17 protein-coding genes and 1 tRNA gene are annotated in these 15,357 nt (G+C 51.3%); 10 read left to right on the forward strand and 8 right to left on the reverse strand.

Annotation, left to right across the window (positions count from 1 at the left end; all coding sequences use genetic code 11):
• Window positions 1–56: 56 nt before the first annotated feature.
• The 4 genes from BLP79_RS10255 to BLP79_RS19830 form a co-directional block, all read right to left on the reverse strand.
• Window positions 57–1,262, reverse strand: a complete 1,206-nt coding sequence (locus tag BLP79_RS10255; protein ID WP_157843929.1) for an ABC transporter substrate-binding protein — start codon at window positions 1,260–1,262, stop codon at window positions 57–59.
• A gap of 56 nt (window positions 1,263–1,318) precedes the next feature.
• The gene (locus BLP79_RS10260; RefSeq protein WP_170830482.1) at window positions 1,319–2,647 is read right to left on the reverse strand and encodes a sigma-54-dependent transcriptional regulator; all 1,329 of its coding nucleotides are present in this window, start codon (window positions 2,645–2,647) and stop codon (window positions 1,319–1,321) included.
• On the reverse strand, window positions 2,647–4,338 hold the full coding sequence (locus BLP79_RS10265) for a sensor histidine kinase (RefSeq protein ID WP_139163191.1): 1,692 nt from the start codon (window positions 4,336–4,338) through the stop codon (window positions 2,647–2,649). The genes BLP79_RS10260 and BLP79_RS10265 overlap by 1 nt, the downstream gene beginning before the upstream one ends.
• Before the next feature lie 132 nt (window positions 4,339–4,470).
• Entirely contained in the window at window positions 4,471–5,241 is a 771-nt protein-coding gene (locus BLP79_RS19830) for an IclR family transcriptional regulator (protein ID WP_198511965.1), read from the reverse strand.
• A gap of 170 nt (window positions 5,242–5,411) precedes the next feature.
• On the opposite strand from BLP79_RS19830, the gene BLP79_RS10280 reads away from it, so the two are divergent.
• The 4 genes from BLP79_RS10280 (at window position 5,412) to BLP79_RS10295 (ending at window position 8,363) form a co-directional block, all read left to right on the forward strand.
• The gene (locus BLP79_RS10280) at window positions 5,412–6,629 is read left to right on the forward strand and encodes an amidase (protein WP_090218677.1); all 1,218 of its coding nucleotides are present in this window, start codon (window positions 5,412–5,414) and stop codon (window positions 6,627–6,629) included.
• A 122-nt stretch (window positions 6,630–6,751) separates the two neighbouring features.
• The gene (gene nthA, locus BLP79_RS10285; RefSeq protein ID WP_090218679.1) at window positions 6,752–7,366 is read left to right on the forward strand and encodes a nitrile hydratase subunit alpha; all 615 of its coding nucleotides are present in this window, start codon (window positions 6,752–6,754) and stop codon (window positions 7,364–7,366) included.
• Complete coding sequence (nthB, locus tag BLP79_RS10290) at window positions 7,363–8,025, forward strand: nitrile hydratase subunit beta (RefSeq protein WP_090218681.1); 663 nt, start codon at window positions 7,363–7,365, stop codon at window positions 8,023–8,025. Before nthA ends, nthB begins: the two co-directional genes overlap by 4 nt.
• Complete coding sequence (locus BLP79_RS10295) at window positions 8,022–8,363, forward strand: nitrile hydratase accessory protein (RefSeq protein WP_090218682.1); 342 nt, start codon at window positions 8,022–8,024, stop codon at window positions 8,361–8,363. Before nthB ends, BLP79_RS10295 begins: the two co-directional genes overlap by 4 nt.
• A gap of 59 nt (window positions 8,364–8,422) precedes the next feature.
• Here the strand turns inward: BLP79_RS10295 and BLP79_RS10300 are convergent, their stop codons facing one another.
• Together BLP79_RS10300 and ychF are read right to left on the reverse strand one after the other, a co-directional pair.
• Window positions 8,423–9,343 carry a nucleoside hydrolase gene (locus tag BLP79_RS10300; protein ID WP_090218684.1) on the reverse strand — a complete coding sequence of 307 codons (921 nt, stop codon included), beginning with the start codon at window positions 9,341–9,343 and terminating at the stop codon, window positions 8,423–8,425.
• 121 nt (window positions 9,344–9,464) lie between these two features.
• Window positions 9,465–10,562 carry a redox-regulated ATPase YchF gene (gene ychF, locus BLP79_RS10305; protein ID WP_090218686.1) on the reverse strand — a complete coding sequence of 366 codons (1,098 nt, stop codon included), beginning with the start codon at window positions 10,560–10,562 and terminating at the stop codon, window positions 9,465–9,467.
• A gap of 203 nt (window positions 10,563–10,765) precedes the next feature.
• Here ychF and BLP79_RS10310 point away from each other — a divergent pair, with 203 nt between their 5' ends.
• The 6 genes from BLP79_RS10310 (at window position 10,766) to BLP79_RS10335 (ending at window position 13,676) form a co-directional block, all read left to right on the forward strand.
• Entirely contained in the window at window positions 10,766–11,281 is a 516-nt protein-coding gene (locus tag BLP79_RS10310) for an acyloxyacyl hydrolase (RefSeq protein ID WP_090218688.1), read from the forward strand.
• Window positions 11,282–11,371: 90 nt separating this feature from the next.
• Window positions 11,372–12,163, forward strand: a complete 792-nt coding sequence (gene trpA, locus BLP79_RS10315; protein ID WP_090218689.1) for a tryptophan synthase subunit alpha — start codon at window positions 11,372–11,374, stop codon at window positions 12,161–12,163.
• A 212-nt stretch (window positions 12,164–12,375) separates the two neighbouring features.
• Window positions 12,376–12,564, forward strand: coding sequence for a hypothetical protein (locus BLP79_RS10320; protein WP_139163192.1), 189 nt, complete (start codon window positions 12,376–12,378; stop codon window positions 12,562–12,564).
• A gap of 169 nt (window positions 12,565–12,733) precedes the next feature.
• Entirely contained in the window at window positions 12,734–13,012 is a 279-nt protein-coding gene (locus BLP79_RS10325; RefSeq protein ID WP_090218693.1) for a hypothetical protein, read from the forward strand.
• A 68-nt stretch (window positions 13,013–13,080) separates the two neighbouring features.
• Window positions 13,081–13,479, forward strand: a complete 399-nt coding sequence (locus BLP79_RS10330; RefSeq protein ID WP_139163193.1) for a hypothetical protein — start codon at window positions 13,081–13,083, stop codon at window positions 13,477–13,479.
• 119 nt (window positions 13,480–13,598) lie between these two features.
• Window positions 13,599–13,676 (forward strand) — tRNA-Arg (locus BLP79_RS10335).
• A gap of 133 nt (window positions 13,677–13,809) precedes the next feature.
• Here the strand turns inward: BLP79_RS10335 and BLP79_RS10340 are convergent.
• A complete protein-coding gene (locus BLP79_RS10340; RefSeq protein ID WP_139163194.1) occupies window positions 13,810–14,202 on the reverse strand; it encodes a hypothetical protein in 393 nt (130 codons plus the stop codon).
• Between the two features lie 17 nt (window positions 14,203–14,219).
• Window positions 14,220–15,296 (reverse strand): TniQ family protein, encoded by a 1,077-nt coding sequence (locus BLP79_RS10345; RefSeq protein ID WP_090218700.1) that lies wholly within the window; start codon window positions 15,294–15,296, stop codon window positions 14,220–14,222.
• Between the last annotated feature and the right edge of the window lie 61 nt (window positions 15,297–15,357).

The following is a 15,357-nucleotide window of genomic DNA, read 5'->3' on the forward strand; positions in this document are numbered from 1 at the left end:
GCGCTGGCAAACAGCGATGATCGGAAACCGCTCAAACTCGCAACGAACAAGAGCGCCTATCGCTCATCCGAACTTTCAATAGACAAATAAGGCCAATGTGCGGGAGGCATGTAGACTTTCCAATCTCCAAGCGAGGTTGTCGCTGGTGCGAATGTGGTATCGCGTCGGGTAATGCCAATTGCTTGCACCTGCATCAACTGATGAGAGACCGGATCCATAAAGGAGGTAAAACCGTCGGGATCTTCCGGAAGTTTAAGGTTCAGCGTCTCAAAGCTTTGCCTCAGTTTTTGTTTATCATCGACACCACCTGCGGTCTCGACCGCCTTTGCAATGGCAAGAATACCTGAATAGGCGCCTTCGGCGGCAAAACCGGGATAACGCCCTGCCCGTTCAAAGAATTCTTGAACAAAGGCCTTATTACCAGGCGTATCCGGCCAGTTCACATGATGACGCGCAGACAGGATGAGACCTTCGGGCATATCGGTCCCGAGAAAAGACAAGACGCCAAAATCAGCAGCACTGTCAAAATTGGCCAATTGTGTCTGATCCAACAATCCAAGCTGTTTCGCCTGTCGCACGAAGGCTACAAAATCGAGCCCCCATTGCGCGTTTACAATCAAATCTGCCTCATCCTGCAACAGATGACGGATGTAGACATTGTAATCAGTTTCGAACAGTTTTGGCCAATACTCTCCAACCACTTCAAACGCGACATCTTGCTGTTTCAAAAAAGATCTAAGGTCGCGCCAGATTTGATAGCCTAATTCATAGTCTGGACCCAAAAACCCAATTTTAAGGGGCCTTTCTTGGTCCACAAATGTATCCTTGATATAGCGTGCACCCGCCAGCATGGATTGTCTGGAGCCATTGTTCACGCGGAAATAATACGCATTGCGATCATGTGAGATAAGCGACGGGGAGGCATGACCCGTGCCAATAAAAAACATATCCGCGCGTGCCGCTTCAAGCGCAACCAAGCGCGCGATATCCGAGCTAACCACCCCACAGAGGAAATCAACACGATCCTCGTGAATAAACTGCCGGGTGATTTGCAACGACCGCAAAGAGCGTGAGCGAGTATCTCCGATCAGCACTTCAAATTGTGGCGTATCCTCTGATGCAGCGGTATTCAACTTATCCAAAGCCATTTGAATGGCCACAACACTGTCACGACCGTGAAGGCCTGCAGGCCCCGTTGTCGGATAGAGACAACCGATCTTAACAACCGGTGCAACCGCCTGGGCCAAAGCGGGCCGATACATAAAACACGCTAGTGCCAGGTAAACGAAAAACATCGCATGCAAATATAAAATCCGCATCATGAAAGGCCCAATCGCTGCATTTTGCGTTTCAAGGCATGGCGCGAGATACCCAGGCGTTCTGCGGCAAAGGCCTTGCGGCCTCCAGATTTCAGAAGCGCATCCTCAATCAAGCCGCGTTCAACATCATCCATCGCCTCAACGATGGTGACCGGAGTGCTGGTTTTTGGGTTTCGCACTTCGGTTGGCAACTGGGCTGCATTGATCACCCCACCCTGTTTTAAGATTGCCAAACGCTCTACCAGATTGCGCAGTTCGCGGACGTTACCTGGCCAATCATAATCTCTGAGCACGTCAAGCGCAGATTTATCAAAACTCAACAAACGCGCACTTCCGTTTTCTTTAATCGCTTGCGCAAAATAAAGCGCCAAAGTCTCGATATCCCCCTCGCGATCTCTCAGCGGCGGAATCTCGATCGGGATTTGATTGAGTCGGAAGTAAAGATCTTCGCGAAACACTTTTTGTGCGACAGCCTCTTCAAGTTTGGTGTTCGTGGCTGCGACAACACGAATGTCGGATTGGTATTCTCGCACACTGCCAACCGGACGGTAGGTCCGTGTCTCAAGAAAGCTCAAGAGCCGTGACTGGACTGACAAAGGCATCTCGCTAATCTCATTCAAGAAGAGCGTCCCGCCACTTGCGATTTCAACGAAACCGCGATGGCGTGTCACCGCACCTGGAATTGCACCTTTGTTGGCCCCAAAGAGCTCTGCTTCAATCTGGCGTTCTGGCAACGTTGCACAGTTAATTTCTACAAAAGGTGCGTCCTCTCCGAAAGATTTTATATGCAATTGCCGCGCAACCACCCCCTTGCCCACACCGGTTTCCCCAGTGAGCAAAATGTTGTTTGCTTTTGCTTCAACGACGCGATCAATTTTGCTGCGTAAGTTTCGAATGATCAAACTGTTGCCGATAAACGTCGTATCGCTGGTGTACCGCGTGTTCAAAGATTTGAGATCTGTCTCTTCTTGATGTTGGCGGTTTGTCTTGTGGAGCAGCTGGATCAGCTCATCCACATCAAAGGGTTTAGAGATGTAATCAATCGCACCCATTTTCATGGCTGTCACGGCATCCTTAGTGTCATCCAATGCCGACATCATGATCACTGGGATCTCACTATGGGCTTCCGCTAACCATTCAAGAACTTCAAGCCCAGACCGCCCGGGCATCCGCACATCCAACAAGACGATATCTGGGCTTTTATTGGCCACCAATTGGCATCCCGTGAACCCGTCATGAGCCTCAATACAATCAATATCTGCATGTTTGAGCGCAAAGGAAAGCGATTGGGTGAGTTTGATCTCATCATCAATGATAAGCACTTTCATCAACATCTCCCCCTTTCGCCTTGATGGTCATGAACCGGAAGCGAAACGGATATAGTTGTGCCAACACCTTGTTCGCTTTCAAACTCTATCTGCCCGCCATTGGCTTCGACCAGTTGTTTGGTGACCGAAAGGCCAAGACCAGATCCATCCTCGCGCGTGGTGTAAAATGGGCGCAAAATCTTAGAGAGCTCTTTCTGTGACATGCCCCTTCCATCATCCGCGACAATCAGAATTGCGTGGCCCTCGTCGCGATAGGCGCGCAGATTCACATGGCCGCCAACAGGTGTAGCCTGTAGTGCATTCAAGGTTAGATTTAGCAGAATTTGGCGTAGATGCGCTTCGTCCGCTTTTACACTCAGACTGCTGTCACCAACCACATTCACTGTAATACCTGCTGCATGGGCTGTTGATGCGATCAGTGTTTCAATCGATTTCAACATAGGCACCAGCAGCAACACCTGCAATTCAGGGAAGCGCGGGCGCGCGTAATCCAGAAGCTCTTGGATTTTCTGATCCACGCGTAAGATCTCGGACGAGATGGTTTCCAGCATAATCCTACGCTCGGAATTCGGTTCGCTCCGCTTCAACCCATGCACCGCAGTTGAAACCGTCGTCAAAGGATTGCGGATTTCATGAGCAATTCCCGCTGCCATATTCCCCAAAGCCGCGCGCCGTTCGACATCAACACGTGAATCTATAAGCGTGCTCAACTGATCACGCATACGGTTGTAAGATCGGGCCAGCATGCCCAGTTCTCCCGGCGCGTCTTCTGGAATTTCGACCGAAAAGTTGCCATTTGCAATCTCTCGCGCGCCCAAGCTGAGCGGCTTAAGATAACGCGTCAGTCGCTCAGACATCTGCAAGAACAGAAAAATAAGCCCGATAGCCGACAAAACCGCCGCGACAAGCAAGAGATAGCGGATATTTGTTTTGGGCGCTTGATAGATATCACGCCCCTGCACCATGCGGATTTTCCATCCAGGTATCATATGCCCGGATTGTGCGATCACCTTGCCAGGCGCGGCCTGTGTCCCAACCGTTGTTACATGAATACGATCAAAGACGACGACATGGGGTTCATAGGCGTTTATGTCTAACAAAGGCGAAGCGAGTTCCGTCAAGGACGCCAGACGGGCACGCAAGCCGATAAAACCAATTTTCTGCTGATCGACGAAAACTGGAATACGCATCGAATACCACCCTGGCAGTCCCTGCTCGGGCAACACTGGGCCCAAGATTTCAACGCCTTCGTAGAAGATCAGCGGAAGTATGTTGTGGTTAGATGGGCGTGTGTGCACATCTGTGCGGGGGATTGTTTGCAAAACATTGCCATCTAAATCCGCAAGTTCAATCGCGTAGATATCAGGGCTCTCGGTTTCAAGCAGTAGAAGATCTTCAAGGAGTTGAGAGATTTCGCCGTCTGCATCACCCGTAAAAAAAACGGTTGTGTCCGGTAAATTTGCTATATTTTTCAGCAAATTGATCTGCACTTCGACAAAGTTCACAACTTTCGCACTGGTCTCGTTCAGTTCGAAATCAAACCGATTGGTCGTAATATTATCGAGAAGATCCGCGCTGTAGCGATCATACAAGCCCGCAACCAATGCAAGTGGGATCAGCGCAGCGACCAAACTGCCCAGCAAATACCGGCGTACCACACTTAGTCTGTGCTCACTGCTCCAAAGTTTCACGCAAACCTCCTATGAGCAGGCTATTCAATTTGTGAGATACGAGAAATAGCCCTGATCCGGACGCATGAGCGGAAACCGCGCATTTTCCCTTTCAAAATGCGGTTCAACCAAGGAAATGGAATTCCATAGTGCTTAAATCACAAAATCAGCAAAAGCGCTTAGGCGATGTCCAAGGGTTTGGACAGCAGCAATTGCCTCTGTTTCTGCTTTTGGGGTGACATCACCATCATACATCACAATAGCGACGCCAGCGATTGTACGACCAAGGGATGTCGTAACTGCTGCTCCATATGAATGCATATGAGGCCGGGTACCCGCGATTTCATCTGAGTACCCGTTTTCGCGTACCTGTTGCAGCACTTTGAGAAGATCAGCGCGCGATTTCAGATTTGCCGAAGTCACCTGCGGCAAATCTTCTGGGTACAGTGTGCAAACATCATCATCCGAACACGCCGCCAACATTGCGCGCCCGCTGGCAGTGCAACAAGCAGGCAAAGTCATTCCAGGGCGATAAGTGACCCCAAGAGGTTGCGGATTGTTTCGCGCGGCAATGAAACAGACATCTGGACCATCCAGAACAGAGAGAGTTGCCCCATTTTGGCGAATGACGGGCAGTTGATCGCACAAATCATAAAAATGCGGCACGATATCATAAGTCGCTATTTTAGACCGCGCCAATCCCAAGATTTTCAACGACAATTGGTAGGTGTTTTGGTCGCTTTTCTCGACATAGCCCGCCTCAACCAGCGCGCCGCACAGAGTGTGGGCGGTGCTCATCGCTATCCCAAGGTGTTCAGAGATTTGGGTCAGACGCTGCGGCGTATCCTGCGATGCCAATAGCTCCAGAATTTTCATCCCGCGCGTCAAAGCGGGGGCTGCAGTTTTGGGAGAGGTCTGTGTCACAGGTTCAAAACTCCTGACCGATTTTCGATAGTTACAAATAAGCGAGCCACTACTCTCGCAAACTACGGGAGCTGAAAAGCAATGAACAGGGTTGCACGCGCGCGTTATTGACAGCCCGATATTAAAAATGTTCTGTATAAAGAATTAGATTCTATATATGGAATTTTTTGATGCATCTTGATGCAGATATGACCGATCCGTTAAACGCTTGGTGCCACTATCCCCAAGTCAAACCGGAACCGGCTCCCAAAGGACCACTGTCGGGCAAGACACTGGCAGTCAAAGATATCTTTCCTGTCGCTGGATATCCAAGCGGCTGGGGCCAGCCGACCCGGCTTACCAAAGCAGGCATTGAGCAAAAGACGCATATTGAGGTTCAAAAACTGATTGATGCCGGGGCGGCCTGCCTAGGCAAAAGCCAATGCGAAGAATTGTGTTATTCCTTAATGGGCATAAACAAGCACTACGGTGCGCCAATCAATACGCGCGCGCCCGAAAGGCTAACTGGGGGGTCGTCTTCCGGCTCGGCCGCTTTGGTTGCGGGCGGCGCAGTTGACATTGCAACCGCATCAGATACCGCTGGATCTGTTAGGGCGCCTGCATCTTTTTGTGGGTTGGTCGGCCTACGGCCCAGCCATGGAGTGTTGTCCCTAAAAGATACGATGCCGTTAGCGCCAAGTTTCGACGTTTTCGGTTGGTACGCCAAGGATATTCGAACTTACGCAACAGTCGCAGATATATTGTTAGCAAAGCAGAAGGCTTCAAAACCGCTATCACGCCTGATTTGCGTCGAAAATATTGCAGATCTCTTAGCGGGTGAGGCAGAGCGAAACGCCTTTGCCGAAGCCTCAAAAGCAGTCAAAGCTTATTTCACGGCCAATACGACACATTCTCTGCCAGATGGTTTCTTTGAGAATGCTGCCGAAGCTTTTAAAATCATTCAAGGATATGAAGCGGCGCAAGCGCTCGGACCTTGGGTTTTGGAAAACAAACCTGATCTTGAAACAGCCATACAGGAACGGTTTGATTTTGGAGCCAAGATTTCAACGACTGACGTTCAAAAAGCGACAACAAGAAGAGCAGACATCGGACACATTTTGGCGGATCTTCTAGGGTCTGATGGTGTATTGCTTTTACCAACGGTGCCCAGCTGTGCACCTTTGCGTTCCACCATTGCCCCAGAATTGAATAAGTTTCGCACCGCAATGTTACGACTTTTGTGCCTTTCTGGCTTGTCAAAAATGCCTCAGATCACGCTTCCACTTGGCCACGTCCATGGGGCCCCCTTTGGGATCAGCCTATTGGCCCCCATGGGGCATGATAGGGCTTTGATCACGACTGCACGCGAGATCTTAGATGCTGCAACCCATCCAAACCAAAATGCATGATCTGACCTATAGACATCAGCCCCACCAAGGATGCGCGCTTGCGAACAAGCTGATCTGCCTTATAAATTTTACAGACCTCGTGAGGATCCCCCTCGCTCTTCAAGCAAACAGGTAAAACTCAGATGGCCCCACACTCTCACGACCACTCACATTTGACGGAAACCGAAGCGCGTGTTCGCGCCTTAGAGAGCCTTTTGAGCGAGAAAGGGTATATCGACAGCGCAGCAGTTGATGAAATTGTTCAGACCTACGAAACAAAGATTGGCCCACAAAACGGGGCGCATGTGGTTGCAAAATCCTGGGTGGATGCCGACTTTCGCAAGTGGTTGGAAGAGGATTCAACTGCCGCGATCCATTCCCTCGGCTATACGTCGCGCCAGGGGGAACATATTGATGCGGTGTTTAATTCAGATGACACACATCATCTGGTCGTCTGCACACTGTGTTCCTGTTACCCGTGGTCCGTTCTGGGATTGCCCCCCACCTGGTATAAATCACCCCCCTTTCGATCACGCGCTGTGATTGACCCACGGGGGGTTTTGAATGATTTTGGCATCACCCTTCCCGAAACAACCAAGGTTGAAGTCCACGATTCCACCTCAGAGGTGCGCTATCTGGTCATCCCACAACGCCCTGCAGGCACAGAAGGCTGGAGCGAAAAGCAGCTCGCAAAGCTTGTGACACGCAATTCAATGATCGGCACCGGTTTTGCACGAACCGCGGAGGCATTGTCATGAATGGTGGCGCTGATCTTGGGGGGATGATGGGCTTTGGTCCGGTTGTCCAAGAAGAAAATGAGCCCCTGTTCCACGCCCCATGGGAAGCCCGGGTCTTGGGCATGGTGGTCGCACTTGGTGCCTGCGGCAAATGGAACCTTGATATGTCGCGCTATGCGCGTGAAACCATGCCAACGGCGGAGTATCTGAGCGCAGATTACTATTCGATATGGCTAGACGCAGCTGTACGCCTGCTTAAAGAACGTGGGATGATTTCTGACGGCGAGCTAGAAACGGCAAAAGCCCTAATCCCACCAGTTGAAGTTGCCCGAAAGCTTGCAGCAAAAGATGTCGCAGCTGTTTTGAATGCAGGTGGACCGGCCAACCGGCCAGAAGAGGGGACACCTGTCTTTGCGGTTGGCGATATGGTCCAAACGATAAATGATCACCCCGTAACCCATACCCGCATGGCAAGATATGCGAGAGGCAAATCCGGAAAGATTGTTAAAGTACACGGGTTTCATGTCTTTCCTGACAGCAGCGCTCATGGTGAGGGAGAGAACCCCCAGTGGCTTTATAAAGTCACGTTTTCTGCGCAAGAGCTTTGGGGGCGCCAGGGCAATCCGCACGACACAGTCTCCCTTGATTTATGGGAACCATATTTGAGGGCTACACAGTGACCGATTTGGATTTAATCGCCCTGCCCGGTATCACCCTTGCGGATGATGAGCCCGTATTCACGGCGCCATGGGAAGCACAAGCTTTTGCAATGGCTGTAAATCTTCACCAAAACGGCGCATTCAGCTGGCAGGAATGGGCCGAGGCGCTTTCCCATGAAATCCACTCTGGCGAAGAACGGGACTATTACCAGCATTGGTTACACGCTCTCGAACGTATTGTTACAGCAAAAAGCCTGTCTTCTGAAGCAGATCTTGCGCAACGCAAAGCCGACTGGCACGCCGCCGCAGCCGCGACTCCGCATGGGGACCCTATCTTGCTGTCTGCTGCTAAACCTTAGCCCCATGTTCAGGCCCCTCCTGGCAAATATGCGCCAAAGGAGCCTGAAATAAGCTTGAATTATGCCAGCGTGGCGAGACGCTGAAGGAAGAGGGACTTCACCGCATCCGCCTGCACACGCATGCAAACATTAACGGGGTCGCGCCCGCTTTCTGGGTTTGCCAATGTTGCGCCAGATGTCTCACCTTCGCAGGAAACCGTCATAGGAACGGCCCGGGTTTCAAACAAATCGGGATGGGTGCAGGCGATCACCGCTGCAGGATCATGCAGGGAACACCCATTAAGACCCGCAACCTCGCGATAGAACTTAATGTAGAAATGCGACATTTCCTGCAGCATGCCCCCCAATTTCGGTGCATTTGCAGCAATCTCCACAAAGTCTTCTGGTGTGCACAAAATACGATGGGTGACGTCAAGCCCGACCAGAACCAGTTTATCCCCGGCCGTGCAGACAATATCTGCCGCATGCGGATCATGATAGATGTTGGCCTCTGCGTGTGGGGTGATATTGCCACCCTCTTCCAGTGATCCCCCCATCACCACAATGGCTTTGACGTTTTTGACAAATTCGGGATCGCGCTGCATCGCAATTGCAATATTGGTCAATGGCCCAATTGGGCACACCACCAGCTCTCCTTTATGATCGCGCGCCATGCGGATCAGAAAATCTGCGGCCTCTTCTGACAAAGCTTTGCCTTTGGGCTCTGCTGCCGGAATGTCGCCAAACCCCTCTTCCCCGTGCACATTTGCGGACGGCGGAAAGGGCGGCAGGTTCAGCGGCTTATGTGCCCCCTCCGCAACCGGCGCTTCAACCCCGGCAATTTCCAGCAAACGCAATGCGTTTCGTGTTGCAACTTGGGTCGTGACGTTGCCAAAAATCGTGGTCAGCCCCAGCAATTCAATTTCGGGCGCTGCAGCGGCATAAAAAATTGCCATAGCATCATCAATGCCCGGATCTGTATCAATAATCAGTTTGGTCATTTGCGGCCTCTTACGCTTGAAGCTGCAAAATCTACCCGAGGCTTTGTGATCACGCAAGACAAAGAAAAGCCCCCACACTTCAAAGGAATGCAGGGGCAAACTGACCGAATATTACAGATGATCAGGTATTGAACAGGAAGTGCATAACATCGCCGTCTTGTACGATATAGCCTTTGCCTTCTGCACGCATTTTACCCGCCTCTTTGGCGCCGCTTTCACCATTGCAGGTGATGTAATCGTCATAGGCGATGGTTTCTGCGCGGATAAACCCTTTTTCGAAATCACCGTGGATCACACCCGCTGCCTGAGGCGCGCTGGTGCCGCTGCGGATTGTCCAAGCGCGGGCCTCTTTCGGGCCAACGGTAAAATAAGTTTCCAGCTTCAGCAGTTCATAGCCTGCGCGGATAAGACGATCCAGACCTGCTTCGGCAAGGCCCATTTCCTCAAGGAACATCGCAGCTTCGTCGTCTTCAAGCTGGCTGATTTCTTCTTCGATCTGCGCGGAAATGATCACATGGCTGTTGCCCTGCGCCGCCGCCATTTCAGCCACTTTTGCCGAATGCGCATTGCCTTCAACACTTTCGCTTTCGCCAACGTTGCAGACATAAAGCACAGGTTTGGTCGACAAAAGCTGCAACATTTTCCAGGCTTTGACATCGTCATCATCAACCGCAACCAGGCGCGCGGGCTTGCCATCTTCCAGCATCTCTTGCGCTGCGGCAAGCAGGCGATCCTGCTGCTGGGCTTCTTTGTCGTTACCTTTAAGCTTACGCACCAAATTTGCGCGGCGTTTTTCAATGCTTTCTAGATCCGCAAGCATCAGCTCGGTTTCGATGGTTTCCGCATCCGCAACTGGATCGACACGGCCATCCACATGTGTCACGTCGCCGTCTTCAAAACACCGCAGTACATGCGCAATCGCATCGGTTTCGCGGATGTTGGCCAGAAACTGGTTTCCCAGACCTTCACCTTTGGATGCCCCTTTTACGAGACCCGCGATATCTACAAACGTCATCCGGGTTGGAATGATCTGCTTGGATTGTGCAATCGCCGCAAGCTTATCCAAGCGCGCATCCGGCACTCCAACTTCACCCACATTGGGTTCGATCGTACAGAACGGAAAGTTGGCCGCCTGTGCAGAGGCGGTTTTCGTCAATGCGTTGAACAAAGTTGACTTGCCGACATTCGGCAGGCCCACGATTCCCATTTTAAAGCCCATCTCGGCCTCCTAATGCCACTTGGATAGGGCTTCTAGGCAGCAATGCTATCTGGCGCAAGAGTGCAAGAGAGCCACAGTTAGCTAAGCCTTGTATCAAAGCCGGTGTTTTATTGGATCACTCTTCCGTCATATAAACGACAGCGTCATTGGTTCCGAGTCACACAAGACTATGTAAGTCACCTAACTCAAAAGCGAGACCGTCTATGAAACTCACAAAAATTCAGTGCTTGGCCGCGGCTGTGACCATCACCCTAGGCTTTGGCGCGGTTGCGCCTTCCACGGCTTCAGCTCAGTCGTTGGTATTCGGAGCTGGCTTTGCGGATTTCAGTGCCGGTGAGGCAGACGACGGTGCAATCGTAAGCCTTGACTACCTGCACACGCCTTTCTGGGAACGTGGCGCTTTAAGCGCAGGCTGGGGCGCAACTGCCGCTTTGACTGACAGTGGTGATGGGTTCATTGGCGGTGGACTGGCAGGACGGTATGAGCTGAAAAACAATTGGTTCCTCGAAGGCAGCGTAATGCCTGGTGCCTTTTTTGAAAATGAGCCGGAAAATGACTTGGGCTCTACTTTTGAAATTCGCAGCCTGATTGGTGTTGGCAAAACATTGCGCAGTGGCAATGGGATTTCTCTTGCGATTTCCCACAAATCAAATGCGTCGACTGCAGACGACAATCCTGGCTTGAACGCAATCACACTGCGCTGGCACAAGCCTTTATAATAGTCAGTCCATGCGCTTCGTCTTCGGGCGGGATTGATTTCCTTGGCAACATTCGGCACATCAGTGCAGAACAAGGAAAAAGGCCCGCCCATGACTCGTATTGATGCCAAATTCGCAGAACTTGCCAAAGCCGGTAAAAAAGCCTTTGTCACTTATGTGATGGCTGGCGATCCGAGTTTTGAGACATCCCTGGAAATCGTCTGCGGCTTACCAAAGGCCGGTGTCGATATCATCGAGCTGGGCCTGCCCTTTACCGATCCAATGGCCGACGGTGAAACCATCCAGCTGGCCGGACAACGGGCGCTGGAACAAGGTATGACTCTGGATCGTACTCTCGAGCTTGCTCGCCGATTTCGCGAAACCGATAATATCACCCCGATCGTAATGATGGGCTATTACAACCCGATCTATTCACGTGGCGTAGATAAATTCCTGCAAGATGCCAAAGAGGCAGGAATTGATGGCCTTATTGTGGTGGATCTGCCCCCAGAGGAAGACAGCGAGCTTTGTATTCCTGCACAAAAAGCTGGTTTGAACTTTATTCGGCTTGCAACGCCCACAACTGATGATGCCCGGCTGCCCCGCGTCCTGCAAAACACATCTGGGTTCGTATATTACGTCTCGATCAATGGCATCACCGGATCTGCAGAAGCACAGGCTGCAGATGTTGGCCCAGAAGTGGCTCGGATCAAAGCCAAGACAGATCTCCCTGTCATCGTTGGTTTTGGGATCAAAACGCCTGAACGTGCTGAGACCATTGCATCGGTTGCAGATGGTGCAGTGGTCGGGAGCGCAATTGTCAGCCAAATCGGCGCAGGCAAATCCGTCTCAGAAGTGCTCGACTTTGTAAAAACACTTGCAGATGGTGCGCATCGCGGTTGATTCCAGACACGACTTCGCAATCTTTTCAAGCGGTCCCCTGTGGGGCCGTTTTTCGTTTAAAACGCTTTGCCCCCTATCCCTTGGTATAGGCATTGGCTGTTGAGTACGCCTTTTTCCGTAATCTAAATACCATTGCGAACCCCATTTCCCTCTCAGAATACGACATAATGAATGCAAGGCAGATACAAGCCAATCATTCAAAGGAGGCTGGCATGGAAAAGATCTGGATTAGCACATTGGTCGGAGCATTGACCGGCGGTCTCGTCGGTAGCACTTGTATCCTTATACTATCCGCCCCTCTTTGGTCTTTGATTGTAATTTACCCGATCGTGGGCGCGCTTGCCTCTGCATTAATCTACGGCGTGTGGAGCCGCAGCGAACGCAAGCAAGCCCTTGCATAAGCTTCAACCTGACCACTTAACGAATGTTCAGAACATGCATCCATAGCTCCCCTTTGAGCTCAACTGCCTTAGGTTGAATTTAAACTAAAGGCAAATAACCCTATGCTTGAGAAAGTTAAGGGCGATGCTGTATTACTCAAACAATGTTGTCTCCAGTGGAGGATCGACTATGGTTTTTTTTGGTATCTTGTGTGGCATGGTATTTGGTGGCATCACCGCACTTACGGGCGTGATCAGCTTTGATTTTTCAATCTGGGTTGCACTCGCAAGCTACTCAGTTGTGGGGTCCACCGCAGCAGTCATTACAACTGTTACTCTCTACGCTTGGTCTTCCTCTGATGATGATTGGAGTGACTATGATGACAACAGCCGTAAAGACGATTCTCTGGAACTTTTCGGAAGTCATGAAATCGACGATCAAAAAGTCGGGTCAAGCATAGCAGCGTAAGCCTGTACAGCATTGAAACTGGAACGTATTGTCCTGCTACAGTTCAGAATTGACCGAGGCAGACGGCAGTGAACAACATGCAGACACGGCGTATTCCTAGAACCTTGGCCCTTCTCTTAGTCGTTATGATTGCGATGGGCGCTCAGTATTTTGATCTTGCGATCACATTTGGGGCGCATCCGTGGTGGGCAACACAAGTGCTTTGGGTGGGTGTGCTATTGGGGGTTTGCCCTGGAGCATTGGGACGGTGCTTGATCAGTTCCTCAATTAAACCCTTTGCTCTATGCCTTGTTGTGATCGGGATCGCCACCCTAGCTACAGCATTTGGAAAACAAGGTTTTGCGGCCAGCTTCGGTGACAATAAACTGGCAGGTCAATTCTGGTATTTTGGCTGGATCATGACATGTACTTCAATAACAGCCGCCTTGATCCTCCTACCGTTGCCCCTCCAAAAGAAATCAAAGTAAACAACCTGCCCCGTACAAAGCCAACCGCACATCAACAACATAATTTTGTGCTCCATAGCTGAAAGGCGCTAGCAAGTTGACAAGACATATTTTTTAGCCGATACAGCCGCTAGAAGTGCGGGCCGTTAGCTCAGCTGGATTAGAGCAGGGAACTTCTAATTCTCAGGTCGGGGGTTCGAGTCCTCCACGGCTCGCCATAGTCCAATTGTTGTCATTACAGCATAATAGTGCCCATTTTGGGCATAAGCGTGCCAAGTGGTTGTCAAGGCATTTGTTCTGATTGGCGGCACTTAGAAAAGAAAAATGGCAGAGGTCGGCAAGCGTCTCGCTCTAACCCTCTGGATTTAGAACTTTTTTAGAAACAGCCTGAACAGCATCCTCACGCAAGTAGATGCCACCATAGTCCCGGCTGTTCTGTGTGAAGGGTTGAACACCAGCGATCTTCGGAGCGAGCCGAACTGTGTTTCGGTGCAGACCCGTTTCCGCAGACAGAATTGTGATCGTTGTGAAGCGTGCCGTGAACGCATCTATGTCCTCGTCCGTCATAATATTGGTAAGCTGGTTTGTATTGGGGTGCTCGACCTGAGTGGCGGGGCTGTGTCCGTCCTGAATGAAGGCGATAAAGGCTCCCTTCTGGCGCAAGCCGATGCTGCGGGCGAAGGCGACTGCGGTGAGACAGTCGAAGGACATTGTTTTTGGACTGTCAGTGCTGAATTCAATCACCTTTGACTTCGGCACCATCAGAGAGCGATAATGCCCCTTTCTCGGTCAAAACCCTGTCCAGCAGCTTTTCCCAAACGCCGATTTCCTGCGCTGCACTGACGACCGAATGGAGCGTTCGTTCTTAGATAACCTGCCCTAGGACAATATCCCCCGGCGCATGAGGCCAGTTGTCGAGGATGCACGACCGCATAAACGCACCGGAACTCCTCGAACTCTTCCGCATCTGCGTAATCGCGGTTCAGCATTGGATACAGCGTGCCAAAGGCCTTCTTCGGACCGCCCCCTGCGCCGGACGCAGCTGCGACCAACGTGTTTAGAACTGCTGGTAAGCGTGATGGTCCTTCTCTGAGGGCGTTGAAACCAATCGCCTCTGGGCGTTCTTCGCCCGGTGAGCCGAAAGGCTCTGCAATATCGTGAATTATGATTTGTTGTCCGATGTGCATGCAGAGACGGGATGCTGCAAAAATGGTGTGGGATTGAAACCATGTGTCGTCGTTCCCCATCAGTAAGCGTTGATGCAGCCAGTGGTCGTATTCCCAAACATGGGAACAGAATGGTTTTGTCTGCGTCAGAGTTGACGATCCTAGCAGATCAGAAAATCGGGCCTGAAGATCCCATCTTCTCGACGGTGTTTTTTCCTCCCAAAGCGGAATAAAAGGGGCGTTATGTTCAACACAATCCTTGGTGTCCTTTAGCTGCCAGTCGCCGCAGCATGTAAGGGCTGTCAGAGGTCTGTCTTGCCCCGACTTGAGATCGTCAAGGAGGCAGCTTGGACATCCGCGGACCAAGGGACTTCGCAATGCGCGGGAGGGAACCAGCTCTCCTCGAAATTGGGTGCGGATGTCTCCGGAAGGCCTTCTAGTCCAGGAGATCAGTTCATCCAAAACTTCGGCGCTGGTGCCTGCAACTTCTGCCAATCTTTTGAGCGCCGCTTCCTCGAAGTTCAACACACGTTTGAAGAAAAAGCCCATGTCTTTCGAAAACGAAACCACGTCCAGGCCGTTCGCAGCTGCTAAACGCGAAAGAAACGAAGGGAGGGTCTCCTTCGGATTAGGTTCCAGTGTGATGCGAAGGGTGGGCGCGGGCGTTTCCAGACCAACAAAACTGTCTTTGCGCTACAGCCTTGGCACGTCAATTTCAACACATTGGGCGGGA

The organism is Epibacterium ulvae (assembly GCF_900102795.1).
GTDB classification, from domain to species: domain Bacteria; phylum Pseudomonadota; class Alphaproteobacteria; order Rhodobacterales; family Rhodobacteraceae; genus Epibacterium; species Epibacterium ulvae.